Genomic DNA, 24,134 nt, shown 5'->3' with positions numbered 1-24,134 from the left:
CCACCATGGAGCCCCGTCGCATCGTCCGAGTTCTCCCGTCGACCCGCACCCTCGAAGGCGGTGGGTTCGTCGTGCGCCGCCCCTTCCCGGTTCGCGGCATCGACCACGTCGACCCGTTCCTGCTGCTCGACGAGCTGGGTCCCGTCGACTATGCCGCCGGCCGCGCCGTCGGTGCACCGGACCACCCGCATCGCGGCTTCGAGACGGTCACCTACGTGCTTGACGGTGAGGTGGAGCACGAAGACTCGGCGGGGCACCGCGGCTTCATCGGCAAGGGCGACGTGCAATGGATGACCGCCGGCGCCGGCATCGTGCACAGCGAGATGCCCTCGCGACGGCTGATGGAACGGGGCGGCCGGATGCACGGCTTTCAGCTGTGGGTGAACTTGCCTTCCAAAGACAAGATGATGGCGCCGCGCTACCAAGAAGTGCCGGGCGCAAACATCCCCAAGGCGACCTCGCACGACGGTCTCGCGTCCGTCGCGGTCATCGCAGGCACGGCGCTCGGCGTAAGCGCCGTCATCGATACCCGTACGAAGGTCGCCTACCACGACTGGACCCTTCAACCCGGCGCCCGCGTGGAGCTCGATCTCGACGACGCGATGCGCGGCTTCGCCTTCGTCTTCGCCGGGCGCGCCAGCGTGGCGGGCACCGAGGTCGACGACGGCTCATGCGCTCTCTTCGAGGAGGGCGGAGCGCTCGCGCTCTCGTGCGACGCCGAGGCGAAGGAGCCGGCGCGCCTGCTGCTCATCGCTGGCGAGCCGCTCCGAGAGCCGGTGGCCCGCTACGGCCCCTTCGTGATGAACACGACGGCTGAGCTCGAGCAGGCGTTCAACGATTATCGAAGCGGAAAAATGGGCGCGATCGAACGCGAGCACTAGAGCGTATTTCACAACCACGGCCCCCTCGACAAAGCCCGGGCCGTGCTTACCGATAAGAGGGCATGTTCCCCGTCCGAAGCAGCGTCACGGGAGTCCGCGGGGCCAAGGTGACCGTGGCCTTGGCGCTCGCCAACGTGCTCGTGTTCCTGTTCGAGACGAGCTTGCCGCCCGAGAGTCTCGACGCCCTCGTCGGCACCTTCGGCCTCTTGCCCGCTCGCTCAACGGCGCTCTTCGTCCACGACCCGCTCGACATCGGCGGGTGGCTGCTCCCGGTGCTGACCTCCGCGTTCCTCCACGGCGGCTGGGCGCACCTCGTCGGCAACGTGCTCTTCCTCTGGGTCTTCGGTCGCGCCCTCGAATCGCGCCTGGGTCCCGCCAAGCTCGCGCTGCTCTACGGCCTCTCGGCCATCGGCGCCGCGCTCATGCAGGTCTTGGCCTCGCCCTTCTCGAACATCCCCATGATCGGTGCGTCGGGCGCCGTGGCCGGACTCCTTGGAGCCCACCTGCTCCTCTTCCCAAAGGCCCGCGTCACGGTGCTCTTCCCGGTGTTCATCTTCCCGCTCTTCTTTGAAGTGCCGGCCTTCTTGTTCCTCGGCGTGTGGTTCTTGGAGCAGCTCTTCGCGGGCGCCTGGCTCTCCCTCTCGCCGCTCGCGGCGCAGGCTGGCGGCGTCGCGTGGTGGGCGCACGTCGGTGGCTTCGTGGCCGGCGCAGTGGTCATTCTGTCGATGGCGCTCGAACGAGCGCGCGCCACGTCTCGTCGGGCTGCGCGACACGTGCCGCCCACCGTGCTCCTCGACGAGCGAGGTCGACTCGTGCGCCACGTCCGCTTCTGAGAACCTCAGAAGGGCGTGTCGCGGACGATCTCTGGCCTCAAACGCGACCGGCTCGCCCGCTTCCTTGGGGCCGGCTTCTCCACGGGCGCGTCTCTCAGCTCGGCAGCCTCGACAACGACAGGCGCCGGAGGGCTAGGCGCCGTGAGGGGCTCGACCGGCGGTGGCGGTGGCGGCAGCAGCTTGGGCGCGGCGACGGCCTCTAGCATCGGCGAAGCCACCGACGGACTCTCCACCGTCGTCCGGCCGTGAGCGCGTGACACGTCGCGCTGCGCGAACGCGGCTGGAGCGGCCGCGCGTTGCGGCCCCGTCGCGCCAACGGCGCCGCGTCCCAGCCCGCCCGCCAAGAGGATGCCCGCGCTCGCGAAGAGCAAGAGGGCCGCGACGCTGAGGAGCCAGGACTGAAGGCGCCCTTGCTTGACGATCTCCTGGACCTCACGCTCGCCAGGCATCGTCGGCATCGGGGGACGCGAAGGGGCACGGCGCTCCCCAATCTCGACACCGGCGGCCACCACGACCGTGGGCTCTTCGGGCACGGGCCGCTCTTTGGCGACCGGCTCCCGTGGCCCGGCGGAGATGGTATGCGCGTCAAGCGTCGACATGCCCGCCACTCGATGAGGCAAGGACGATTCCAGCTGCCGAGCGCGGCCCAAACCCGCCGATTTCGGCACGGGCCGGGTCCATCGCAGCGCCCATCCGGATCATTCGCCCGTCGGGGGAATGCTCTTACATGCGCGCCATCTGCGGCAAAGTCCGGATTAATCCGTCAAAAGTGAACGCCCGCGTGCGCACCAAGCTTGAGCCCGAAGCCCGTCATGGAGGCGGCGTCGTTCAACGCCGGCTGCGGCGGGAGGCCTGGCTGCGGCGCTGCGTCGCGCGACAAGAGAAGCATCATCGCCGCGAGGTCTGCGCCGAGGGAAAACGTCGGCGTCACGTAGTAGTCAACGCCACCCGCGATGGCGACGTCGCCACCGGAGATGCCAACGTCTCCGCTGCCGTCGCAAGTCGGGCGACCGCACTCGATGTCTTCGCGTGGCTTTTGTCCGAACGTGTAGCCGCCTTGCAAGCCCACGTGCGGATCCCAGCGACCGACGGGTACGCGCAGCGCAAGCTCCCCACCGAGCTGCCACAAGGTTGCGTTCGACAAGACGAGCGCGCGCGCGCGCGGCCCGATGGTCACGATGAGGAGGCGTGCACCAAAGCCCACCTCGAGCGCGCCACCGACACCCGAGAGGTTGCGGAGCTGAAGGCCGGTCCCGCTGAGCGCATCGAGCGAAGCGTAGGCACCGCCAACGCCAGCTCGCGCGTAGAAGAACTCGAGCGTGCGTCCCGAGTCCTCGCCGTCGGATGTGGAGGCCGGCGCGGGGCCAACCGCTGGCTGCGGGCCATACGGGTACCCGCCTTGCGGGGCGGCGGCATTCGGCGTTGGACCGTAAGGCGCGCCTTGCGGCTGCATCGGTGCTGGCTGGCCGTACGGCGGCGGTCCGTAGGGCTGCGCATAGGGCTGCGGACCATAAACCGGCGGCTGTTGAGCCGAGGCCGATGGCGATAGCGCCGTGGTGAGAAAGAGCGCGACCCCAGCGAGCCAACCGGTGCGCCAACCGGTGCGCCAAGCAGTGCGTGCGTTCATTCGTCCTTCGATTCCGGCGGCTGGTGCCGCATCTCGTCGTCCGAGTCGTCGACCGGAACCGCGTACGCTTCCGTGAGCCACTTGCCGAGGTCGATGGCTTTGCAGCGCGGGGAACAGAACGGCATGGGACCTTGCATCCCGGGTGTGATGGCGGCCTTGCAGATGGGGCAGCGCATGACGCACGGACCAGCTTACTACGCTCACGCCGTCGCGACAGGAGGCGTGGGCTCGGCCGGCGGCACCATGGCCACCGGCTCGACGACAGGCGCCAGCACCGGCTGCTCTTCGCAGCTCTCGGCGAGCAGCTCAGCGATGTCGACCTGTCGAATCTTGTCTTCGAGGCTCTGGCTCTTCAAGCCGTCGGTCAGCATCGTCATGCAAAACGGACATGCGCTCGCGATGGTCGTGGCCTTGGTGTCGATGAGCTGAAGCGTGCGCTTCACGTTCACGCGGTTGGTGTTCTGCTCTTCCATGAACATCTGCGCGCCGCCGGCGCCGCAGCAGAGGCCCCGTTGCTTGGTCCAATACTCCGGCTCCACGAGCTCGACGCCGGGGATGCGACGCAAGATCTCCCGCGGCGACTCGTAGACGCCGTTGTAGCGGCCCAGGTAGCAGCTGTCGTGGTACGTCACGCGGCCTTCGGCGGCCTTCGTCGGGACGAGCTTCTTCTGCGCCAGAAGGCCCATCAAGAAGTCGGCGTGGTGGACGACCTCGAGCTCGATGCCGAAGTCCTTGTACTCGTTCTTGAGCGTGTTGAAGCAGTGGGGGCACGTCGTCACGACGGTGCGGGCGCCGCCTTGCTCTTTGTAGCCCTTGAGCGTCGCGACGTTGGCCTCGGCAAGCTGCGCAAACGCGAGCTCGTTGCCCGCGCGCCGCGCCGGATCGCCGGTGCACGTCTCCTCGGTGCCGAGAATCGCGAAGTCGACGCCGGCCTGCTTGAAGAGCTTCACCGTGGAGCGGGCGATGCGCTTGGCGCGATCGTCGTAGCTGGCGGCGCAGCCAACCCAGTAGAGGACCTCGGCCTTGGGGTTGTCGGCGAGCATGGGCACGTCGAGGCCGTCGGTCCACGCGGCGCGCTCGGTGCGCGCGAGGTTCCACGGGTTGCCGTTGATCTCGAGGGCCTCCAAAGGCTTTTGGAGCGTGTGCGGGAACTCGCCCTTAATGAGGACGAGGGCTCGCCTCATGTCGACGATCTTGTCGACGTACGAGATGAAGACCGGGCACTGCTCTTCGCAAGCGCGGCACGTGGTGCAGGCCCAGAGCACGTCGGGGTGAATGAAGTCCTTGATGTCGATGCCCTTGGCGCCGCCGTCGGCGGGGACCTCGGGCGTCGCCGCGGTCGACGCGGCCGCGCTCTCGCCTTCGCCTTCGGCAGCCGGCGTCGGCGTCGGCAGCGCCGGCGTCGCGCTTGCTTTCGCCTTGGCCGCGACGAGCTCACCGCTGCGCGAATAGAGGTGGTTGCGGAGGTCGAGCGTGAGGTGCTTCGGCGACAGGACCTTGTCGGTTCGGTGGGCCGGGCAGTTGTCGGAGCAACGACCGCACTCGGTGCACGTGTAAAAGTCGAGGATCGACTTCCACGTGAAGTGCTGAATGCGCCCCGCACCGTTGGCCGGCACGCTCGGGTCCGGCAGCTCGTAGGCGGCGCTCACGAGCTCCATCACCTTCTCCGCCGACTCGGCCATGGGCCTGAGGCGCCCCGGCGGGTCGAGGTTCCGGAAGAAGACGTTCGGGATCGCCGTGATGACGTGGAAATGTTTCGAGTGCGGGAGCAGGTTCAAGAACACGAGCACGAGCGACGAGTGGAGCCAGAAGCCCGCGTGCGCCAACACCACGAGCGTCGTCGGGCTGAGCTTCTTGAGCATCGCCGCAAAGAGCGAGCCGGCCGGCGCCGGCCAAACGGTCCAGGAGATATGGGGCTCGGTGCCAAAGGGCGCGATGATCGTGTGGATCGCCGAGCAGCTCGCGTGCGGCGTCGCGGCCATGCAGAGCTCCGCGCGGCGCGAGAGGAGCACGTTGGCGGCGCCGTCGTAGGTCATGTCGGAGAGCATCATCGTCGCGATGATCGCGAGGATGAGCGTGCCCTCCCAGTGGAGCGTGATGCGCTTGAGCGGTCGAAGAACGCGGTAGTACGCAAAGATGCCGACGCCGAGGAGCACGGCGAAGGCCACCGAGTCCTTGGAGAACTCGTAGATGCGCCCGAGCGTCGTGTCGGGGCCAAGCACGAAGAGGTTGAAGGGCGCGTAGAAGGCCCGCCCCCAGAGCGTCAACGTGCGGAGCAAGAGCACACCAAAGCCCAGGAAGATGAGCTTGTGAGCGACGCCGGCCGGTTGGTACTAGTCCATCTTCTGCTGGCGCACGGCGAACTGCCACACGCCCGCGAGTCGCTCTCCGATGCGGTCGAAGCGAGCCTCCGGTCGCCCGGTCATCAGCAGGCGCCAGCGCCCCATCGCGGACCAACCGAAGATGGAGAGCGCGACCACGAAAATCAGGCTCATCGCCAGGGGGCTCATGACTCGTTCCTCATAGGTCGCGTTCGGGCTCCTCGCCCGATTGGAAGGGCGAAAGATGAAGGGGTGGCCGGGATTTAGGGGGAAATAGCCCGCCGCGTCAAATGGGGTTTGCGCCACCCGTCGCGGCGAGGGGGACCCCGGGAGCGCACAAGCCACAAAGCCCCGGCAACTTCCCCATTCGCCCCCCCACGTCCCTGGTCGGAGAACCCATGAGGAGCGCCCCCTAAAGCGCAGGCAAGCGACGCAAGCCCCATGGGGCGTGAGGAACGCCGCCGTTTCGCGAGGAATTTGCGGGAACTCCACGGCTCAGCCAAGGCCGCAAGGCTGGCGCCGAGGGGTCGAGGCCGCATCCGGCTGCGGTACGCAGCGTGCAGAGCCCTAAGCGTCCCCTTCCTCTTCTTGCTTTGCCACGGAGCCCCCGATGATCTCGCGCCCTTTGTTGCTCGCTACCGGTCTCGCGCTGATGGCTTCAGTCGGTTGCTCGGCAGCCCCCGACGAGGAGGCAGAATTCGACGAGCCCTCGGAAGACGCCCTCGAAGAGGCGCGCACCGCCGTCGCCGACGGTCTGCCGGTCTTCACGAGCGAGTCCCCCACCGGCGGCACCACGTTCAACTTCTGCACGAAGCCCTCGAGCCCAATCAACCTGACGAACGCCGCGTGGCTCTCGATGCTCTCGGCCAACGAGTACGCCCACCTCGGCTACTACGCGCCCCAACTTCTCGACTTGGGCTTCGGCACTGCGCGCGATCGCGTCTGGGTCCAGTGCGGAAAGGACTTGGGCAAGCTCCGCGACTACGAGCTCACGCACGAGGAGGAGCTCGCGAGGCTCGCGAACAGCGGTCCTGCCTACCTCCTCACGCACTTTCGCGACGCGCGGCGCGTGGGGCAGTTTGGCACCTGCGCCCAGGACTTCCTTGAGAAGCGTTACACCGCGCAGGGCGCCGACGGGGCAGAGCTCCCGGGCTCGGCGCTCCGCGACTTTCTCATGCGCGAGACGCAGGAGGCGAGCTACATCCAGTTCTTGAGCGGCAAGCCGTACTCGTTCCTCGAGAAGTGGATGGGCCGAGGGAGCGCGCAGGCGGTCGTCGCGCGCCACGGCACCAAGCCCATCATCGTCGTGGCGTTTCGGGGCACCGAGCCGCCGCAGAAGGACAACATCCGCTTCCGGCAGGTCATCGACCTCATCAAGGACCTCGAGTTCTTCAAGACCGACCTCACCGCGAAGGGCTTCTCGCAGGGCTGGGGCTTCGCGCACAGCGGCTTTCTCAGCTCCTTCCAAGCGCTCGACGATGTCGACGCAGGTCGTGCGCTCACGCGCCGCATCAAGGCCCTCACGGCGCAAGATCCGAACGTCGGCATTTGGATCACTGGCCACAGCCTCGGCGGCGCCCTCGCCACGCTCATGACCGCTCGCCTCCTCGATCAAATGGACCAAGGCGAGAAGCTCAACGTGAAGGGGATGTACACCTTCGGCTCGCCGATGGTCGGCAACGACGTCTTCAAGAAGAAGCTCGAGGAGAGCGCCCGGCGTCACGGGGTGTCGCTCGCGCGCTTTCGCAACGACCAAGACCTCGTCACGCGCGTGCCCGGCGTCTTGGACATCATGAACTACCACCACGTCGGTGAGCTCGCATGGCTCACGCCGTCGGGCCTCACGACGCCGACCACCGACCCGCCCTACGCCGACTCGAACATGCTCGATCACTCGATCGCGGGGCTCGCCGGCCCTCGCGGCTCGCGCCGAGAGGTCAGCGGCTACTACTCCCGCATCGCGGCGGCCATGAAGGCCAAGCCGGAAATGTCGCGCTGCGACGCGCCCTGATCGCGTCCGGCTTCGCGGCCCCGCGCCGGACCCGGAGCCGTCAGAGCTGGAACGAGACCGTCTCCTGCTCTTTGAGCGGCGACAACTCCAAGTCGGCGCCGTAGCTCTTGTCGCCCACGCGGACGCCGACCCGCACCTTCGTGTTCGGAACGACGGCGCCGCCCTTCGTCGAGAGCCGAAGCTCGAGGACGTAGCGGCCGCGCGGCGGGTCGAGGTTCTCCGAGCAAATGTTTTCGATGTTCTGGCCGCCGCAGCTGTCGCGAGGGCAGTCGCGATCAAGCTTGAGCCCGGAAGGCGCCGGTCCACGATTGGCCGAATCCACGCGCGCGCCCGTCGGATCGATGACCACCAGGTCGATGTCGACGGCGGCCTCGGACCACGCCGCGGCGAACTGGAGCGGCCCCGTGCAGACGCCGCACCCCTCGTCGATGACGCCGTTGCAGTTGTCGTCGGTGGCGTTGAAGCACAGCTCGGGCCCCGCCGGGGTGCATGCGGCGGCGAGACCCGCCGCCCAGGGACCGGGCGCAAATTTCGGAGCCAACGCGGGCGCCGGTGCGTCGGCTCCTTTGGGCGGCGCGCCGCACGCGACGACCACGAACACAAGCGACAGCGCGCACCGGCGGCGCAACCGGCGAGCGGTCTCAGTTGCCGCGACCGATGCGCCGCCCTTGCCGGGCGAGTGGTTCCCGGTCACTTCCGCGAGGGCACCAGGTTTGCGCCGCCGGTCGGTGCGCCGGCGCTCTGAGCCTTGGCGGCCTCGGGAATGCGCTCGTCGGTGAGCTTCGGGTTCATGACCTCGAAGAAGGCTTTGCGGGCCAAGTCGCCGACAGCGCCGGGCTCGTAGCGGAGCGCCATGAGCACGCCCTTCTCCTTCATGAACTTCAGGATCATGATGGCGTCGTCGCGCTTCTTCGCGTCCTGACCCTTGGCGTCGGCCATGAGTCGCATGCGGAACTGCACGCGCGTGATCGACCGCGGCCCGTTGTCGAACTCAATGCCCTGGAGCGCGCGCGAGAGGACGAGCTTCGCCCAGTCTTGCAAGCGATCGTGGACGCGAACGCGCGTGACCGCTTCGGCGTTGATGATCCAGCGGGCGAGGTCGCCGCCGGTGTAGTTCACGTCGCTCCAGTAACCGAAGGAGCGGTTGTAGATGTCCTTCAGCTCCTCCATCGCCTCCGGAGGTGCCTCGTTGTATTGTGCAATCGCTTGCTGCGCCATGTCGGGCGTGCCGCCGATGAGCAGCGCCAAGGCGGCGTCGGCGCGGGTGCTCGCGTCCTTCATCTTGCCGAGGAGCGACTTCTGGAGCTCCATCGACATGCCGCCGAAGCCCATGGCGCGGGCCGCGTAGTGACGGACTTCGACGGGGTGCTCCGCCGAGAGGACATCGACGAGGGCGCCGGTGGCTCCCGGGACGGGCCGGTGGATGAGCGCCTCAAGGTAACAAGCGCGCTGGTACGAGGCCTTCGCGTCGGTGCCTTTCAGCGCCTTCACCTTGGCGACGACTTCCTTCATTTGCTCGTCGGTCGCGACCCACGAGAGCGAGAAGCACGCTTCCATGCGCGCCTGCTCGTTGTTGCCGGCGTCCTCGATGAACTTGATCATCATGGGGTACGCCTTTGAATCCCCCCACTGGGCGAAGCCGTGGCTCGCGCCGACGCCGATGGCCCGGAGCGCCATGCCAAGCATCGCGAGGCCGCCCTGCATCATCGACTCCATGGTGATCTCGAGCTTCGCGGGCTTTCGCATCAGCTGCTTCTCGAGGATCGCCCAACCTTGCGGGTCTTTCGACCAACCGAGGTAGCGGAGCGCGCTTTGTGCGGTCGCCCACTCCTCGGGGAACGGCGGCTGTTGCCCTTCCTTCGGCAAAGGCTCTTTGGGGTCGGCCCAGCGGCGGATGTGCGGCAGCGCCTTCTTCGACTCGACGGCCGCCAGGAAGCGCAGGGCGTTGGCGTGCGGCTGCGGATAGTCGGTGGCCCAGAAGATCGCCTGGTCCTCCGCTGCCGCGCGCAGCTCCGGCTTCTTGTCGGGGTGAATGATGGCGAGGTCCGCGAGCATGCGGGCCGAGACCACGCGCTCGTTGTCGTCACGGCGGTATTCGGGGTCCTCAGCCTCGCTGTAGAGCTTCAGCGTGTCTTGCGCGAGGCGCCAGCCGAGCGTCGTCGCGGCGCGCGCGTCGCCGATCTCCGCCATGCGGATGGCAGCTTCGGTCTTCCAGTGGGGACGCGCGCCGGAGTTGACGTAGGCGTGGAGCAAGTCGCCGCCGCGCGGATCGGCGAGGTCCTTGACCATCTCGAAGATCTGCTTGGTCTGGAACTTCTCGCGGTCGTACGTCTGCTTGTTCACGCTCTTCAGCGCGAGCAAGAGCCCTTGGGCGCCGATGCCGTCGCGGAGCGCTTCGAGGAACTTGGCGCGGTTGTCCTTGTCGGCCTTGTCGAGCGCCGCGAGGAGCGGCTTGAGCGACGCCTCGTTGGCGATCTTTCCGAGACCCACGGCGGCCTCACGGGCGATCTCAACCTTGTCGTTGACGAGCTTCGTGAGGGCTTCGGTCCAGCGCGTATCGCCAGTCCGCGAGAGGATGACGGCCACGAGCTGACGCACGCTGTCGCTCGGATCGCCGGCGTAGCCGGCGAGCTTCTCGATGGGCACCATGGCCGCGAGCACCTCCGGATCGAAGACCGGGTTGCCGTCGAGGCGCTGCACCTTCGCGAGGTGGCCCTGGCGGTACTCCTCCAGCACCGCGTCGAACGCCGTGGGCTCCTTGAGCATGGCGAGGGCCCAGCACAGCTGCGGCTTGTTGCTCGCGTCGGCCTTCTTCAACGCCTCGAGGAGCGCGGGGCGCGCCGCGTCGGCGGCCGGCGAGCCGTACTCGTAGAGGGCCGCCGCCGCAGAGCCGACGACGCGCGAGTCGGTCGAGGCGAGCGACTTGATGATGAGCGCGAGGCCCTCGGGATCTTTGGCCCAGGAGAGCTCGGCGAAGGCCTCTTGTTGGAGCGCCGGCACCTCACCCTTGGTGGCCCAGGTGCGCCACTTCGGGAGCTGCTCGGCTTTGGGCATCACGTAGAGGAGCTTTCGCTCACGCGCGATGTCCTCGACCTTCATCTTCTCGCCCTCGCCCTTGATGGCGAAGACGCCGAGCCCCACGGCTCCCATGACCATCGCAAGCCCGACCAGAACGTAGGCCGGCTTGATGGCGCCCCTCTTGAAGTTGCCATCGTCCCCGCCGCCGAAGCCGCCGCCGCCGCCAGAGGGCAAGCCGGGATCGCCCGGCAAATCGGCGTCATCCGGTGGCCACTTCGCGGCGCGGCGAATGATGGCCGGCGGAAGCTTGGGCTGGTGAGTCGGACGCGCGGGCTCGTTGGGCCGGATTTGCATGGTGTTTTCCCCTCGAAAACGAGGGTCGGGACCATACCCCAGGTTGGACCGGGCTACGACCCTCTCGAGCGTCCGAGGGCGCGGCCTTCGGCCCCCCCCGCGCCGACCCTGACGGACCGGCCCGGTGGCCCTAGAATCCGTCCCCATGCTCTCACGTCGGCAACTCCTCTCCGCAAGCGCGCTGCTCCCCACGTCGCTCGGCGCCACCGCGTGCCGCGACCGCGAGGCGCTGCGCGACCCGGGGCCTGAGAAGGCTCAAGGTCTGGCCGCCAACACGGCGCGCCGCGTTCGGGAAGTGGCGCAGCTTGCCGAGTCGCAGCCGACCGTGGAAGGCGCCGGCGTCCACTTGCGGCGCTGCCTCGGCGGCCGCGCCGTGCCGTTGCTCGATCCGTTTTTGATGCTCGACGAGTTTCGCTCCGAGACGCCCGAGGACTACATCAAAGGGTTTCCGAGCCACCCGCACCGGGGCTTCGAGACCGTGACGTACATGATCGACGGCGCCATGGAGCACCGAGACAGCCTCGGCAACCATGGCCGGTTGGCCCCCGGCAGCGTCCAGTGGATGACCGCGGGGCGCGGCATCATCCACTCGGAGATGCCCAAGCAGGACCGCGGCCCCATGTGGGGCTACCAGCTCTGGGTGAACCTGCCGGCGCGGGAGAAGATGCGAAAGCCGCGCTACCAAGATCTGGCGCCGGAGCGCATCACCATGACGACCGTCGGCGACGCGAGCGCGCGGCTCGTGGCCGGCGAGATTGGCGGCGCGAAGGGCCCCGTCGTCGACATCGCCACGGCGCCGCTCATGGTCGACTTGGCGCTAAAGAAGGGCGGCCTCGAGCTGCCGATTCCGGCGTCCTACAACGCCTTCGTCTACGTCATCGAAGGGGCCGCGCGCTTCGGGAGCAGCAGGCCCGTACCTCGCGGGCAGCTTGCGGTGCTCGGGCCCGGCGACGTGCTCCGCGCGTCGACCGACGACGCCGCACGTTTCCTCTTGTTCGCGGGCAAGCCCATCGGCGAGCCCATCGCGCGCCGCGGCCCGTTCGTCATGAACACGGACGAAGAGCTTCAGCAGGCGTTCGACGACTACCGGAGCGGTCGGCTGGTCCAGGAAGGTTAGGCGGCGTCTCGCGACCTCTTCATGGTGATGGACTCGTGCATGGCGCCACGCTCGCCGAGCTCTTCCGCGCGACGTTCAAGACGGGGGAGTGCATCTCAGCATCGTGCACCGCGACGTGTCGACGCCCAATGTGCTCGTGGGCGTCGATGGCGTCGCCCGTTCAATGGCAAGCGCGGCGGCGACGCTCACCCAGGCTTGATGTTCAGGCTGAACGTCTCGAAGGGCTCGGAGAAGCCCGGCGGCAAGGCGAGGTTCCAGCTCGCTTCGCGAACGCAGTCTTCGATGAGCTTGTCGCGCGTCTGATGCTCCACGGCCCCAACGTCAACGACCTCCGCGAGCGTGGTTTCGAGCACCAGCACGACTGGCCCCTTGGCGCCGCAGCGCTTGGCGGCCGGCCCAAGTGCGCTCGCAAAAAACGCCGCCTTGTCGAACGCCGAGCGGCGAACGTGGGCGTTGGCGACGCCGCCGCCTCTGCCAAAGCCTTGTCCCGTCCCCCCGACGCCGCCCCACTCGAGGCCTTCCGTAGAGGGGCGCACCCCCGGCTCGATGGCCAAGTAGCTCGTGACCGGCGAGACCACGCCGCCTTGCGTCGCGAGCGCCATCATCTCGGGCTCCGAGAGCTCGTCCATGAGCGGCTGACCGAAGACGAGCTGCGCGGTGCGTCGGTTGTCTTGCGGTGTCGCCTCGATGCGTGACGAAAACGGCGTCGACCATAGGAGCCCTTGAACGGTGACGGCGGTTGCAGAGAAGCCGGCGAGGCTCCACGCGTCAAAGCCGTCGCCCTCGGCGAGCGTGGTGGGCCACGGCGTGTCACCACTCTTCGCGCCGCGGACGCGGACGGCGTCGATGCGCTTCGGTCGAGCCCACTCCTCAAAGACGGTGCGCGTCGCGTTGGTCACGCGCTCCGGGTGATGGGCGCGCCACAAGACGCCGCCGGTTCGCTTGGCGACGGAAGCCCACGCGTCCTCATCGTCGCGCTCCAGCGCGGGGTCGCCGGCCTCGACGGTGGCGACGTGGAGGATCGCTCCGCTCTGGAGCGCGGCCACGCGAGCGGGGGTGAGCGACGCGCGCGTATGGAGATCGGTCAGGAGCAAGATGCGACGCTCGCCGACCTGGCCCGCCAAGAGCTGATCGGCGGCGCGAAGGGCGGCGTCGACTTGGCTCCCGTTCTCCAGCTGCGGGACCGACGTCAGGAGAGACAGCGCTTCGACGCTGCTCACGCCCGCCTTCGTGAGGTGCGTCACGCGCCGATTGAAGGTGATGACGTCGATGGTCGCGTCGGTGAATTGACTGACGTACGAGCGCGCCGCGGCGAAAACGAGGCCCTCGGTTCCCGCCATGGACCGCGACGTATCGAGCACGACGGCGACCCTCGCGCGCGACGGCACGCGCGAGAGCTGCGGCGCGACGTTGAGGGACACGTGGCTCACGACGCGACCGGGCCGGGCGACGGCCGAGCCGACAGCGCCGCTCAGCGGGGCCGCGGCTTTGGGCCTTAGCTCCACCACGAGCGTGGGCGGCTGCACGAAGCGAACTCCGTCGGGCGCCGGTGCCCCGTTGACAAATAGCTCACCGCCGGCGCCAGCTTGCCGCGCGATGGTGTACGTCGGCGGAAGCGTCGTCGCGGCGGCGTCGCCATCGGCCGGCGCTTCCGGCAACTCGACGCGGTACGCTCCACCCGAATAGTGCGTCGGCAAGGCGAGCGTGTACTCCACGACCTTGTCGTCCTTCGCCGGTACCGGGAACACCTGAAGCGCGAGGAGGCCTCGATGACGCCACGAGAGCAGCGCCGGGTCTTTGGGGTAGAAGCCGCCGATGCCCGTCAGCTCCTGGTACCTGCGGGCCGCCGCCTCCGCCTCCATCAGCTCGCCGGTGAACCACTCGAGCTCACCGTTCGCCTTCTTGCCGGCCGTGCGAAGGCTCACAGCCACGCTCTCACCGGGTAGCGCCAGCGACCACACGGCTTGATCGCTCTTGCTACCTGTATTTTGCACACGACGCCGCACGACCATGGTGGCCACGCCCGCCGCCACTCGAAGCTCGACGTCATGCGCCTTCTCGATGACGTCAAAGCGTGTGGCCGTCAGGGTGTCGGCTCCCGCTGCGTGGGACGCGCCAAGTGCCGCTGCCAACAAGGTCCCGACGACGAGCGACGCCCGCCTGCTGTTTCGCATGCTCTAGCGACAGCGGCGCGCCCCCCGGGTTCCGGACGCGACTCATTTCTCGCAATTTCGCGGCGGCTGCACTTTTCCGCGGACGCTGGGCTCACGCAAGCTCACGCCAGGGTGACGCCGCCGAGCCAAGCCACGCAGCGCTCCACCCAGACCTCGAGGGCGGGTCGCTCGCGGAGCCAGAAGACGCCGAAGTGCTCCTCCGGCACCTCAAAGCCGCCGAGCGCGACGAGGGTCCCGAGATCGAGCTCCCGGCGCACCGCGTAGGTGGGCAAGACGGCCCAGCCGAGGGCCGCCGAACACGCCTCGCGAACGCTGGCGACGTCGTTGAACGTGGCGCGGACGTTCGGGACCATGTCGTGCAACCCGAGGAGGGTGCTGGCGGTGGCGCGCTGGTACTGAAGGTTCTCGAGCGGCAAGAGGTCGGGGCCCGTTTGGACACCGTGTCGTTCGACGAACGAAGGTGCAGCAACGACGGCGAAGGGCTCCGGCACGACCTGGCGAAACCGCAGCTCGGGATCGGTTGGCCTGCCGCAGTCGAAGCCAATGTCGGCCTCGCCGGAGAGGAGGTGTCGCTCGACGCCATCCTCGAAGGCAAAGAGCGAGAACGACGTCGTAGGGTCCGCTTGGAAGAGCTGTCCCAAGCGCGGCGCGAGCACACGTGCGGCGAACTCGCGCGTCGACGCCAGACGGAGCACGGTGGGCTGACTCAGCGCTCTCCGCTGCGACACGATGGCGTCGCGGGTCCACGCCGCGAGCTGTTTGCCGAGGGGCGTAAGGCGCCATCGGCCATGGGTCTTTTCGAGCGCCGGTGTGTCCTGCGCGATCCGCTGGAGTTGGCGCGAGAGCACGGACGCGTCGCGGCTGAGCGCGCGCGCTAGCGCCTCGAGCGACGGGGCCGTTTCGAACGCCAAAAGAAGCTCGCACTGCTCCGACGACAATCCGAAGTGTTCGGCGGCGCGATCAGGCTCGAGCGGATAGGCCTTCGCCATAGTCCGCGAGTGTACTACGGGGCTAGTGCGGCGCGCACGGCCAGGGCGGTGGAGGGTGCGAGCAAGATGCCGTTTCGATGATGGCCCGTCGCGAGCACGAGTCCGGGCATCGAGGTCATGCCCACGAGCGGCGCGCCGGACGTGGAAAACGGCCTGAAGCTCGACCACATCGCGCCGAGCGTCGCCCCCTCCAGCGAAGGAACGAGGGCGATGGCGTCGCTCAAGATCCGCGCGACCCCGCCGGCGGTGACCTCGCGGACGAACCCCACAAACTCCACCGTCGTGCCGCACACCACGCGACCGTCGCCGCGAGGCACGACGTAACTCGACGAGCCAGCGAGGATCGTGCGAAGCGAGGCGGGGCGCTCCTCAAGCTCGATCAGTTGGCCCCGCGATGGCCGCACCTCGGGCACGACCCCCTCGACACCGCCAATGAGCGACGACCAACTTCCGGCGGCGAGCACCACGGCGTCGGCCGAGAGCGCGCCGTCTTCGAGGAGAACACCGGTCGCCCGTCCCGCCTCGACCTGGATGCCGCGCACGGTGACGCCGGAGCGCACATCGATTCGCGGCTCGCGAGCGACCGCCACCGCAAGGGCGCGCAGGAGGCGCGTCGGCTCGACTTGCGCTTCGTCGGGATAGTGAGCCGCAGCGACCAGCGACTTCGAGAGCGAAGGCTCGACGCCCAGGATGCCCCCGCCGCTCAGAAGCTCCGCGCGCGCGCCGCGACGGATGTGCCAACGCACGGTCGCCTCGAGCTTCTCAGCCTCCGCGGCGCTTTGGGCGAGACGCATGGCTCCCGAAACTCGGTAGCCCACGTCGACGCCGCTCCTTCGCGTGAGCTCCGCGGCCCAAGCACCGTACGCGTCGCGCGCTTCGCGAAAGACGTCGAACTCGGCGTCGTCGTGGCTCTCGAGCTGCGCGCCGAGCATGCCCGCCGCGGCGCTCGACGCTTCGGCACCGGGGACGGCGCGCTCCAACAAGACGACGTCGCATCCGGCGTCGGCGAGCTCCAGCGCGGAGGCCGTGCCCATGATCCCTGCTCCCACGACGATGACGCGCACGGCCAGGGAGCGTACTCCGTTCTCGAGGCGCCGCGAACGCCTCCGGCTCAGCGAACGCGCTTGAGGAGGCGCGCCATCGCGAGCACGTTCCACACGGCGAAGCCGAGGAAGAGGCCCGAGAGGATCACGGCCCAGCGCATGCGGTCAGGCGTTTCACCGTCGACGAGGAGCCACACGCGCTCTGGACCACCAAGAGCGACGCCCTTGGTGGCGCTCGACGCCAAGTCGAAGAGCCCGCGGTGGCGGAGGCCAGCGCTATCCATGCGAACGAGGCGGCCGTCGAAGGAGCTCGGCGGCACGAAGCGTCCCGTCTCTTGCCGCTCGGGAACGCGGATCTCGACCCACACATCGGTGCGACCCGCCACCGGAACGAGCCGATAGCTGTCGGCCTCGAAGGGGCGCTCGTAGCGAAGGCCGCCGGCGGCGCCGAGGAGCGCCGATGCGCGCACGTGCGCATTGGTCGTGAGGGCCGTTGGAGCCACCGCGCCCAAGTCGCCCAGCTCCACCACCGAGGACGAGCCGGCTGCGTAGCCGACATCGCGCGCCAGCCCAGCGCACATCAAGAGCGCCGCGACCGTCGTGAGCAGAAGCACGCCCACCGTAAGGTTTCGCTCCGTGCGCGGCGGATCGGGGAGCGAGACGAGCTCCGGGTCGACGGCTTCCTCGCTCGCGGCGAGCTCAATGACGTTGGGCGCTGTGGGCAGGTGAGCCATGAGGAGGGCCGCTCCGGAGAGTAGCGTCGTCGGGAGGAAATTGACCCGACCAAAGGGTGGACATCCTACGGCGGCGAACGTTCCCAAGAATTTTCTTCCCCCAAAGGACCGGCGGCCTCGAAGCCGAATCTCGACCAATTTCCGCGGACTTGAGGCGCCCACAAGGGCGCTCGCGGGGCCTCGAACGGGCCGCCGACCCCGGCGCAAGCGCTTGTTCCTCAAGGGCAATTCAGAAGGAACTTCAGCTTCTGGCGAGGGCCCGCATATGATGGCCTTCTCATGGCCGCCGCCAACGTCGCTTGTCAAAACTGCGGTTTCAAGAACAACGCCGTCGGGTCAGCGCGCTGCGCATCGTGCGGCGCCAAACTCGAAGCCCTGGGCAAGCTCCAGCGCACACGCGAAGAGGAGCTCGAGCGCCGTTACCAACAGGAGGGCGTCAACGTCCAATGGCTCGGCATCGCGCTCGCGGTGCAGGCCATCCTCACGGGCGCCATCGTCTTCGGTCTCCCCATGGTCATCACCGCCATCGACCTCGAAGGTGGCAACGGAATGATCATGTGCATCCCCGTCTGGTTCTTGGGCGGCCTCCTCGTGGGCATGATCTCGCCAGGCCGAACGTTCATTGAGCCGATGGTCGCGAGCTTCATGACGGCGATCCCCGCGACGTTCCTCCTGGTGCAGAGCCAGACGGTGCGCGTCCTGCCGACGTTCCTCTACGTCATCATGGCCGTCATCGGCGTGCTCTTCACGCTCATCGGCGCGTACATCGGCGAGCGCATCCAGCTCGGGCCGCCGCCGAAGCCGCAAGAGTAGCGTCACAAGCCGCGCTGAGGGCCCGCGTGAAATACGACGTCGTCATCTGCGGCGGCGGCCCCGGCGGCTCCGTTTGTGCCGCGACGCTCGCCAAGCTCGGGCGACGCGTGCTCGTCGTTGAGCGCGAGCGATTCCCGCGCTTCCACCTCGGCGAGTCACTCTTGCCGCAGTCGATGCCTGTGCTCCGCGCCATCGGCGTCTTCGACGCGGCGGCGGAGCGTTTCATCGTGAAGCGGGGCGCGCACTTTCACGAGAGCGAGACCGGCAAGGCAACGCGCTACGCGTTCGCGGACGCCTTCGACAAAAGCGTCGGCAGCGCCTTTCAGGTTCCGCGCGACGAGTTCGACGAGCTGCTCTTGCGCCACGCGGCGAAGACCGGTGCCGAGGTTCGCGAGGGCGTGACGGTGACGCGCGTGATCTACGACGAGCGGCACGGACGCCGCTTCGCGTCCGGCGTGGAGGTGAGCGACGAGGCAGGGTGCGGCGCGCGTATCGAAGCGCGCTTCGTGGTCGATGCCACGGGGCGCGACGCGCTCTTGGCGCACGCCGGTCGCATGACCGAGAGAGTTCCGCAGCTCGAGCAGACGGCGCTCTTCTCCCACTTCCAGCGCTGCTTTCGCGAGGAAGGCGAGCGCGAGGGCGACATTCAGATCGTGGTCTTTGAGCCCGGCTGGTTCTGGTTCATCCCCTTTAGGGACGGCCGCACGAGCGTCGGCGCCGTCGTCAAGCCTGAGTGGCTGAGGCGGAGGCGCGCGCAAGGGACGGTGAGCCTCGACGACCTGTTCGCGGCCGCCGTCGCTGAGTCGCCGGTAGCGACCCGTTTCCTCGATGGCGCGAAGCAGTCTTGGCCCGTGCAGGCCGCGGCCGACTTCAGCTACCGCGTCCGCGATCTTCGCGGCGACGGTTGGCTCACCGTCGGGGACGCTGGCGGGTTCCTCGATCCGCTGTTCTCCACGGGCGCTCACCTCGCCATCGTCGGCGGCCACGAAGGCGCGAAGGTCATCGACGGCGCCTTGAGAGACGGCGACGTGTCGAAGGAGCGCTTCGCTGATTGGGAGGCGCTCGTACGCAAGGGAGCGAGCCTCTTCTTGGGTGCCGTGCAGGCCTTCTATCGCGGCGAACTCCAACCGCTGCTCTTCGCCGAGCGGCAGCACCCGTTCTTGCGACACGCCATCACGTCGATGCTCTCGGGCGACGTCTTCGCGGGCGACGAACGCTGGCAACGTGAGATGCGCGCGCGGTTCCCGGCTCGCTGGGACGCGTAAGTTACTTCGGTGGCGGCACGAACGTCGTGCACGCTTGGTCGAAGAGCGGCAGCGCGTCCTCGAAGAACTTGTCGTAGGTCGCAGAGCACACGTCACCCACGAAGCCGTTTTGACCAAAGCGATGCGTAAACGCGCTGACGTTGGCGCCGATGACGTTGGAGCAGTCACCGCTCTTCTTGGAGACGAGCGACAGGACGAGCACGTTCTCCTTGTGGCCGCCCTTGTGGGCGATAACGGTTTGAGCCCACGCGTCGGGGTCGCCGCCGGAGCCGCAGGTGCCGGAGAAGGTCGTGGGATCGCAGTCGGACTCGCGCACGTCGTCTTCGTCGGTAATGAGGACGACGATCAAGAGCGCGTCTCTCCGACTGAAGCCTGCGTTGCAGCCGCTGGGAGCGTTGGTCTTGTCGCTCAAGGCGCCGAGCAGACTCTTCATGGGCGTTTCGTCGTCGTCGCCGCCGGCGCCGACCTTGGCGACGCACGCGAAGCGCGACGCGAAGTCGCTCTCCCCCGTGGTGAGGAATGCGCCCGCGGGCAGGCACTGGGACGCGCTCGATGCGGGTCCCTCGGTCTTCCGAATGAGGCACTCTTGCGGCGCGCCGGCGTAATACGCGCTCGTCGACACGACGCCGACGTGGACGCTCTTGGCCGCGGGAAGGCGCTTTTGCAGCGCGGCGGCGAAGCCGGGAAAGCTCTGCGCGAGTCGCGCCTGCTTGTCGGCCATGCTGCCCGAATTGTCGACGACGAAGAGCACATCAACGTTGGGGCAAACGCCGCCATCGGCAGAAGCGGGCCCCGCTTCGGAGGGCACGAAGTCCGACGTGGCGGCGGCGCCTCCGTCGGGCAAACGGCCCGCGGCGTTGGGATCTCGGGCTGAGGAGCCACACGCGGCGAGGGTGAGCGTGATGACGGCAAGCGGTGCCGCGGCAAGCAGGGCGATGGGGCGGTTCATGAGGCGACTCCTAGGAGGAGTGCCTCCGCAGGATCCGAGCCCAGCCGCCGCGACGTGTAACTACGCGACCTTTGGAGGGTCGCGTCGCGCGCCGACAAAACGGGCGACGCGCCATGGAGACAGGCTCCACAGCGCGATCCAGAGGCCTTTCAGCCTCGCCGCAAGGTTCTAGCGGCAGCGCATGGGCGCTGCCGGAAGACTCAGGCGTCCTTTTGGTCGCGGACGCGGGCGGCCTTGCCCTGGAGGTCGCGCAAGTAGAAGAGGCGCGCGCGACGGACGATGCCGCGGGACACGACCTCAACCTTCTCGATGCGGGGCGAGTGCGTCATGAAGATGCGCTCGACGCCGACGTTGAAGCTGATCTTGCGAACCGTGAAGGTGCTGCGGGCTCCCGCGCGGTGACGCTTGGTCACGACGCCCTGGAAGACCTGGGTGCGCTCCTTGTCGCCTTCGACGATGCGGTAGTAGACGCGGACCGTATCGCCCACGCGGAACTCGGGCAGGCCCGATCGAAGCTGGGCGGACTCGAGCTCGGCGATCTTGGGGATGGTGTTCATGGCGACGGGTCTTTCTAGAGCCACCTGCAGACAAATGCAGGGAAATCGGGAGGGCGGCTTAAAGCACGGGAGAACGGGCGTGTCAACGCAGCGGCCCCCTTCCGCGTGGGGGCCACGGGGCTTGGCTAGGCTTGGCGGCGGCGACGCTTCTCTTGTCCGCCACGGCGGCGCCGTCAACTCGCCCGTGCCGCCGCTGCGGGGCTTGTGCTAACGACGCCCCCATGAAGCGGATCTTCGGCGTGTTCCTCGCGGCCGGTGGGACCGTCGCGCTCTCGGGCGCGGGCGGGTGTGGGGGCGACGATCGTTCGAGCCTCGGCGGAAACGCGGACGCTGGAAAAACCAGCAGCGGCGGCGACGGGAGCTTCGTCATCGAGGACGACGGCGGTCGTTCACCCCGAACCGGCTCACCGACGACGTGCGCCGGGGCCGCCGAGAGCCGCTCGTACATCGGCTGCGACTATTGGCCGACGGTTCTCGCGAACAACGTATGGGACATTTTCGACTTCGCCGTCGTGGTGGCCAACGGGCAAGACGTCGACGCCGAGATCACGATCGGCGGCGCGCTCGGTGCGGCCATCAAGGAGACCGTGCCCGCCGGCGGTCTCAAGAAGTTCTACCTCCCTTGGGTGAAGGAGCTGAAGGGGAAAGAGTCGGACTCCTGTGCCACGGCGACTCCCCTGCCCGGCTCGATCATCGCGAAGAACGGCGCGTACCACCTCGAGTCCTCGGTGCCCGTCAGCGTCTTTCAGTTCAACGCGCTCGAATACAAGGGCGAAGGTGGACCGCCCGGGAAGGACTGGGCGGCGTGCCCCGGCAACAAGATCTGCTCGAACTTCGCGAGCCCCAACTTTGGCGTCGCCTCGGGCTGCTTCTCGTTCACCAACGACGCGTCGTTGCTCTTGCCGTCGAGCGCGTGGACCGGCACCTACCGCGTGACAGGGCAACAAGGGCTCGGCAACGAGACGCAGGGCGTGGGCTCCTATTTCTCGGTGGTGGCCGCCTCTGACGACACCAAGGTGACCGTGAGCTTGCCCTCGCTGCAGCAAGCGCTTCCCGGCACTGGCATCACGGGAACCAACGCGCTGACGTTCACGCTAAACCACGGTGACGTGGCGCAGATCGTGGCGCCGCCCGGCGACAACCACGATCTCAGCGGCTCACTCGTTCGCGCCGACAAGCCGGTGCAAGTGCTCGCGGGAACGCCTTGCTCCATCGCTGGCGATCCCAAGCTCGGCGTGACGTGCGATCACATCGAAGAGTCGGTCTTTCCGGCGGAGACGCTCGGACAACACTACGTCGTGGCGCCCCCCACGAGCCCCGGCGGAAAGCCCGTGGGGCACGTGGTTCGCTTCTACGGCAACGTCGACGGCACCAAGCTCACCTACGCGCCGTCGAAGCCGGCCGGGTGCCCCGCGACCCTCTCGGCAGGGCAAGTGGCGCGCTGCACCGGCACGGTGACAAGCGCCTTTGAGGTCACCGGTGATCACGAGTTCGCTGTCGGCGGCTTCATGCTGTCGGGCATCTATCAGGATCCCGCGTCGGACAAGCCCAAGGGCGATCCGGCGCAAACGCTGATGGCGGCCGTCGAACAATTCCGAACGAAGTACATCTTCCTCGCGCCCGACGACTACGACGAAAACTGGGTCGACATCGTGGCACCGAGCGACGCGACCGTGACGCTCGACAACGCGACGGTGAACGACACCGGCACGGCCATCGCGAACGACTTCGTGGTGATTCGCGCGAAGCTCGGCGCCGGCAAGGACGGCGCGCACACGCTCACGGCGACCAAGCCCGTGGGCATCCAGGTGATGGGCTTCGGCGCCTTCACGAGCTACCACTACCCCGGCGGGTTGGATCTCAACCAGATCGCGCCGACGCCGGTGAAGTAGGGCCCGACCCCACAACGGCCTGGGTCGCGTTGATGACCTCGCCCATCGCGGTCAACATCCTCGCGAGACCACGGCTTGCGGACGAGGCGGACGTTCGGCAAAGCCAGGTACTCGTCGGGGACCACCTCTCCCGAGGAGCCCGTGACGAAGACCACGGCCGAGGGCCTTGCGACTGGAACAAGCGCTTCGCGAATTCGGGGCCGCTGCAGACCGGCATGTTGACGTCGACGACGACGACATCGAACGCCGCTGGGCCCGCCGTCGCCGTGAGCGCTTCGTGCACGTCCACGGAGCCACGTGACAGCCGCTCCTCTGCAGAATTCGAGAGGCCGTGCTGAGCACGAGGGGTCGTCGTCGACGAGGAGCACACGCCAAGACGGGCCCGGGCTCGCACGCTCCGCCGGTGGCTCACTCTTGGGTTCCACCGCCATCACGCACGGCAGGCTCACGAGGACCGAAGTCCCGCGGCCGAGCTCACTCTGGAGGTCGATCGTTCCGCCGAGGTCCGATCGCACGATGGGCGATCGTGAGCCCGATTCCTGTGCCCTGCCAGGACCCTTGGTGGTGAACAAGGGTTCGAACGCCCGCTGACGCGTCTCCTCGCTCATCCCCTCGCCTTCGTCCAGGACGAGCAAACGGGTCACGGGCGGCTCCGTCTGCAGAGTCACGCGCACGATGCCCGAGGGACGGCTAGCCTGAATCGCGTTCAAGACCACGTTGAGGACAGCCTGATAGAGGCGGTCCTCATCGCCGCTCACGATGGGCAGAGGCCCCTCGGCGCTCGCTTGCAACTGCACATCTTCGCGGGTGCGCGCGAGCTGTTGCAGGACGCGATCGACGAGGCCGCGGAGGTCGACCTGCCGGGCCTGCGCCGGGAGCTTGCTCAGGCCAAGCAGCCCACGCATGAGGCGCGCTCCCCGCCACGCGGCTGCCGGGCCGTTGAGATCGCGGCCGGGGCGGGGGGCTCGGGACCGATGAATTCCGCGAGATAGCACCGACACCAAGATGTTGTTGACGTGTGCCACGCTCGCCGCGAGGCGTCCGCGCCTCCATCTTCTCGTCTCGCGAATCCGTCGTTCAAGGACGGCCTTTTCACGCTCGGCGGCCCCCGGCGGGCGACGTCGGTCAGGGCAGAGGAGCTTTCGAGGCGACGTTGATAGAAGCGACGACTCGACGATGAGCCGCGGCGCTCTCCCGTCGGGGGTTCGCGCGCTCAGCTCGACGCGCTGTGGGTTCCCCGTGTCGAGCAGGGCGCGACGGTGCGTGTGAAAGAGCATCGCGGCGTCGGGCCCGAGGCTGACGATGAGCGGCTTTCCTACGAGGCCGAGCCGCTCGCGCCCCAGGAGCTTCAGCGCCACACGGTTCGCCTCGAGCACGACGCCGTCCTCCGAGGTTGAGACGAACGCAACCTGACCGCCCTCGAAGAGCTCTTGATAGCGGTCGCGGGCGGCTTAACCCTCCTGCGCGTCGATGAGATCGCGGTTCTGAATCAAGAGTTCGGCGTGGTACACGTCCAGCTCGTGGAGGGCGCTGGCCAAGGCGTCGTCGCGGTCGCC

The 24,134-nt window shown here is 68.1% G+C and carries 19 protein-coding genes and 1 pseudogene; 7 read left to right on the top strand and 13 right to left on the bottom strand.

The genetic code is table 11. The features are described 5' to 3' along the window. Positions 1-5: 5 nt before the first annotated feature. Positions 6-881 carry a pirin family protein gene (locus IPG50_24790; GenBank protein ID MBK6695401.1) on the top strand — a complete coding sequence of 292 codons (876 nt, stop codon included), beginning with the start codon at positions 6-8 and terminating at the stop codon, positions 879-881. A gap of 62 nt (positions 882-943) precedes the next feature. Continuing rightward, a complete protein-coding gene (locus IPG50_24785; GenBank protein ID MBK6695400.1) occupies positions 944-1,714 on the top strand; it encodes a rhomboid family intramembrane serine protease in 771 nt (256 codons plus the stop codon). Positions 1,715-1,719: 5 nt separating this feature from the next. Here IPG50_24785 and IPG50_24780 read toward each other — a convergent pair whose 3' ends face one another. The 4 genes and pseudogenes from IPG50_24780 to IPG50_24765 all read right to left on the bottom strand — a co-directional run bounded on the left by IPG50_24780 (position 1,720) and on the right by IPG50_24765 (position 5,851). Beyond that, complete coding sequence (locus IPG50_24780) at positions 1,720-2,313, bottom strand: hypothetical protein (GenBank protein ID MBK6695399.1); 594 nt, start codon at positions 2,311-2,313, stop codon at positions 1,720-1,722. A 164-nt stretch (positions 2,314-2,477) separates the two neighbouring features. After that, on the bottom strand, positions 2,478-3,341 hold the full coding sequence (locus IPG50_24775) for a hypothetical protein (protein MBK6695398.1): 864 nt from the start codon (positions 3,339-3,341) through the stop codon (positions 2,478-2,480). Further along, on the bottom strand, positions 3,338-3,517 hold the full coding sequence (gene yacG, locus IPG50_24770) for a DNA gyrase inhibitor YacG (GenBank protein MBK6695397.1): 180 nt from the start codon (positions 3,515-3,517) through the stop codon (positions 3,338-3,340). Before yacG ends, IPG50_24775 begins: the two co-directional genes overlap by 4 nt. 24 nt (positions 3,518-3,541) lie before the next feature. Further along, positions 3,542-5,851: pseudogene (locus tag IPG50_24765) on the bottom strand ((Fe-S)-binding protein). Between the two features lie 421 nt (positions 5,852-6,272). Between IPG50_24765 and IPG50_24760 the strand changes: the two are divergent. Further along, on the top strand, positions 6,273-7,673 hold the full coding sequence (locus tag IPG50_24760; GenBank protein MBK6695396.1) for a lipase family protein: 1,401 nt from the start codon (positions 6,273-6,275) through the stop codon (positions 7,671-7,673). Positions 7,674-7,713: 40 nt separating this feature from the next. Here the strand turns inward: IPG50_24760 and IPG50_24755 are convergent, their stop codons facing one another. Next, positions 7,714-8,301 carry a hypothetical protein gene (locus IPG50_24755; protein ID MBK6695395.1) on the bottom strand — a complete coding sequence of 196 codons (588 nt, stop codon included), beginning with the start codon at positions 8,299-8,301 and terminating at the stop codon, positions 7,714-7,716. Between the two features lie 62 nt (positions 8,302-8,363). Continuing rightward, entirely contained in the window at positions 8,364-11,045 is a 2,682-nt protein-coding gene (locus tag IPG50_24750; GenBank protein ID MBK6695394.1) for a HEAT repeat domain-containing protein, read from the bottom strand. A gap of 145 nt (positions 11,046-11,190) precedes the next feature. Here IPG50_24750 and IPG50_24745 point away from each other — a divergent pair, with 145 nt between their 5' ends. Further along, complete coding sequence (locus IPG50_24745) at positions 11,191-12,162, top strand: pirin family protein (GenBank protein MBK6695393.1); 972 nt, start codon at positions 11,191-11,193, stop codon at positions 12,160-12,162. Positions 12,163-12,347: 185 nt separating this feature from the next. On the opposite strand, the gene IPG50_24740 is transcribed toward IPG50_24745, so the two are convergent. The 4 genes from IPG50_24740 to IPG50_24725 form a co-directional block, all read right to left on the bottom strand. Then, positions 12,348-14,336 (bottom strand): VWA domain-containing protein, encoded by a 1,989-nt coding sequence (locus IPG50_24740; protein MBK6695392.1) that lies wholly within the window; start codon positions 14,334-14,336, stop codon positions 12,348-12,350. A gap of 101 nt (positions 14,337-14,437) precedes the next feature. Continuing rightward, positions 14,438-15,325 (bottom strand): substrate-binding domain-containing protein, encoded by an 888-nt coding sequence (locus tag IPG50_24735; protein ID MBK6695391.1) that lies wholly within the window; start codon positions 15,323-15,325, stop codon positions 14,438-14,440. A gap of 14 nt (positions 15,326-15,339) precedes the next feature. After that, positions 15,340-16,389 (bottom strand): glycine oxidase ThiO, encoded by a 1,050-nt coding sequence (thiO, locus tag IPG50_24730; GenBank protein ID MBK6695390.1) that lies wholly within the window; start codon positions 16,387-16,389, stop codon positions 15,340-15,342. Positions 16,390-16,436: 47 nt separating this feature from the next. Then, entirely contained in the window at positions 16,437-17,102 is a 666-nt protein-coding gene (locus tag IPG50_24725) for a hypothetical protein (GenBank protein ID MBK6695389.1), read from the bottom strand. 279 nt (positions 17,103-17,381) lie between these two features. On the opposite strand from IPG50_24725, the gene IPG50_24720 reads away from it, so the two are divergent. Together IPG50_24720 and IPG50_24715 are read left to right on the top strand one after the other, a co-directional pair. After that, a complete protein-coding gene (locus IPG50_24720) occupies positions 17,382-17,915 on the top strand; it encodes a hypothetical protein (GenBank protein MBK6695388.1) in 534 nt (177 codons plus the stop codon). A gap of 26 nt (positions 17,916-17,941) precedes the next feature. Next, positions 17,942-19,180 (top strand): tryptophan 7-halogenase, encoded by a 1,239-nt coding sequence (locus tag IPG50_24715; protein MBK6695387.1) that lies wholly within the window; start codon positions 17,942-17,944, stop codon positions 19,178-19,180. A 1-nt stretch (position 19,181) separates the two neighbouring features. Here IPG50_24715 and IPG50_24710 read toward each other — a convergent pair whose 3' ends face one another. Together IPG50_24710 and rplS are read right to left on the bottom strand one after the other, a co-directional pair. Continuing rightward, a complete protein-coding gene (locus IPG50_24710) occupies positions 19,182-20,129 on the bottom strand; it encodes a VWA domain-containing protein (GenBank protein MBK6695386.1) in 948 nt (315 codons plus the stop codon). A gap of 200 nt (positions 20,130-20,329) precedes the next feature. Then, on the bottom strand, positions 20,330-20,686 hold the full coding sequence (rplS, locus tag IPG50_24705; GenBank protein MBK6695385.1) for a 50S ribosomal protein L19: 357 nt from the start codon (positions 20,684-20,686) through the stop codon (positions 20,330-20,332). Positions 20,687-20,907: 221 nt separating this feature from the next. On the opposite strand from rplS, the gene IPG50_24700 reads away from it, so the two are divergent. Then, positions 20,908-22,578 (top strand): IgGFc-binding protein, encoded by a 1,671-nt coding sequence (locus tag IPG50_24700; GenBank protein ID MBK6695384.1) that lies wholly within the window; start codon positions 20,908-20,910, stop codon positions 22,576-22,578. Here the strand turns inward: IPG50_24700 and IPG50_24695 are convergent. Then, positions 22,527-23,954 carry a hypothetical protein gene (locus tag IPG50_24695; protein ID MBK6695383.1) on the bottom strand — a complete coding sequence of 476 codons (1,428 nt, stop codon included), beginning with the start codon at positions 23,952-23,954 and terminating at the stop codon, positions 22,527-22,529. The genes IPG50_24700 and IPG50_24695 overlap by 52 nt on opposite strands. Between the last annotated feature and the right edge of the window lie 180 nt (positions 23,955-24,134).

Source organism: Myxococcales bacterium, from assembly GCA_016703425.1.
In the GTDB taxonomy this organism is placed as follows: Bacteria; Myxococcota_A; Polyangia; order Polyangiales; family Polyangiaceae; genus JADJCA01.
This window is presented reverse-complemented; position numbering and strand designations above follow the sequence as displayed.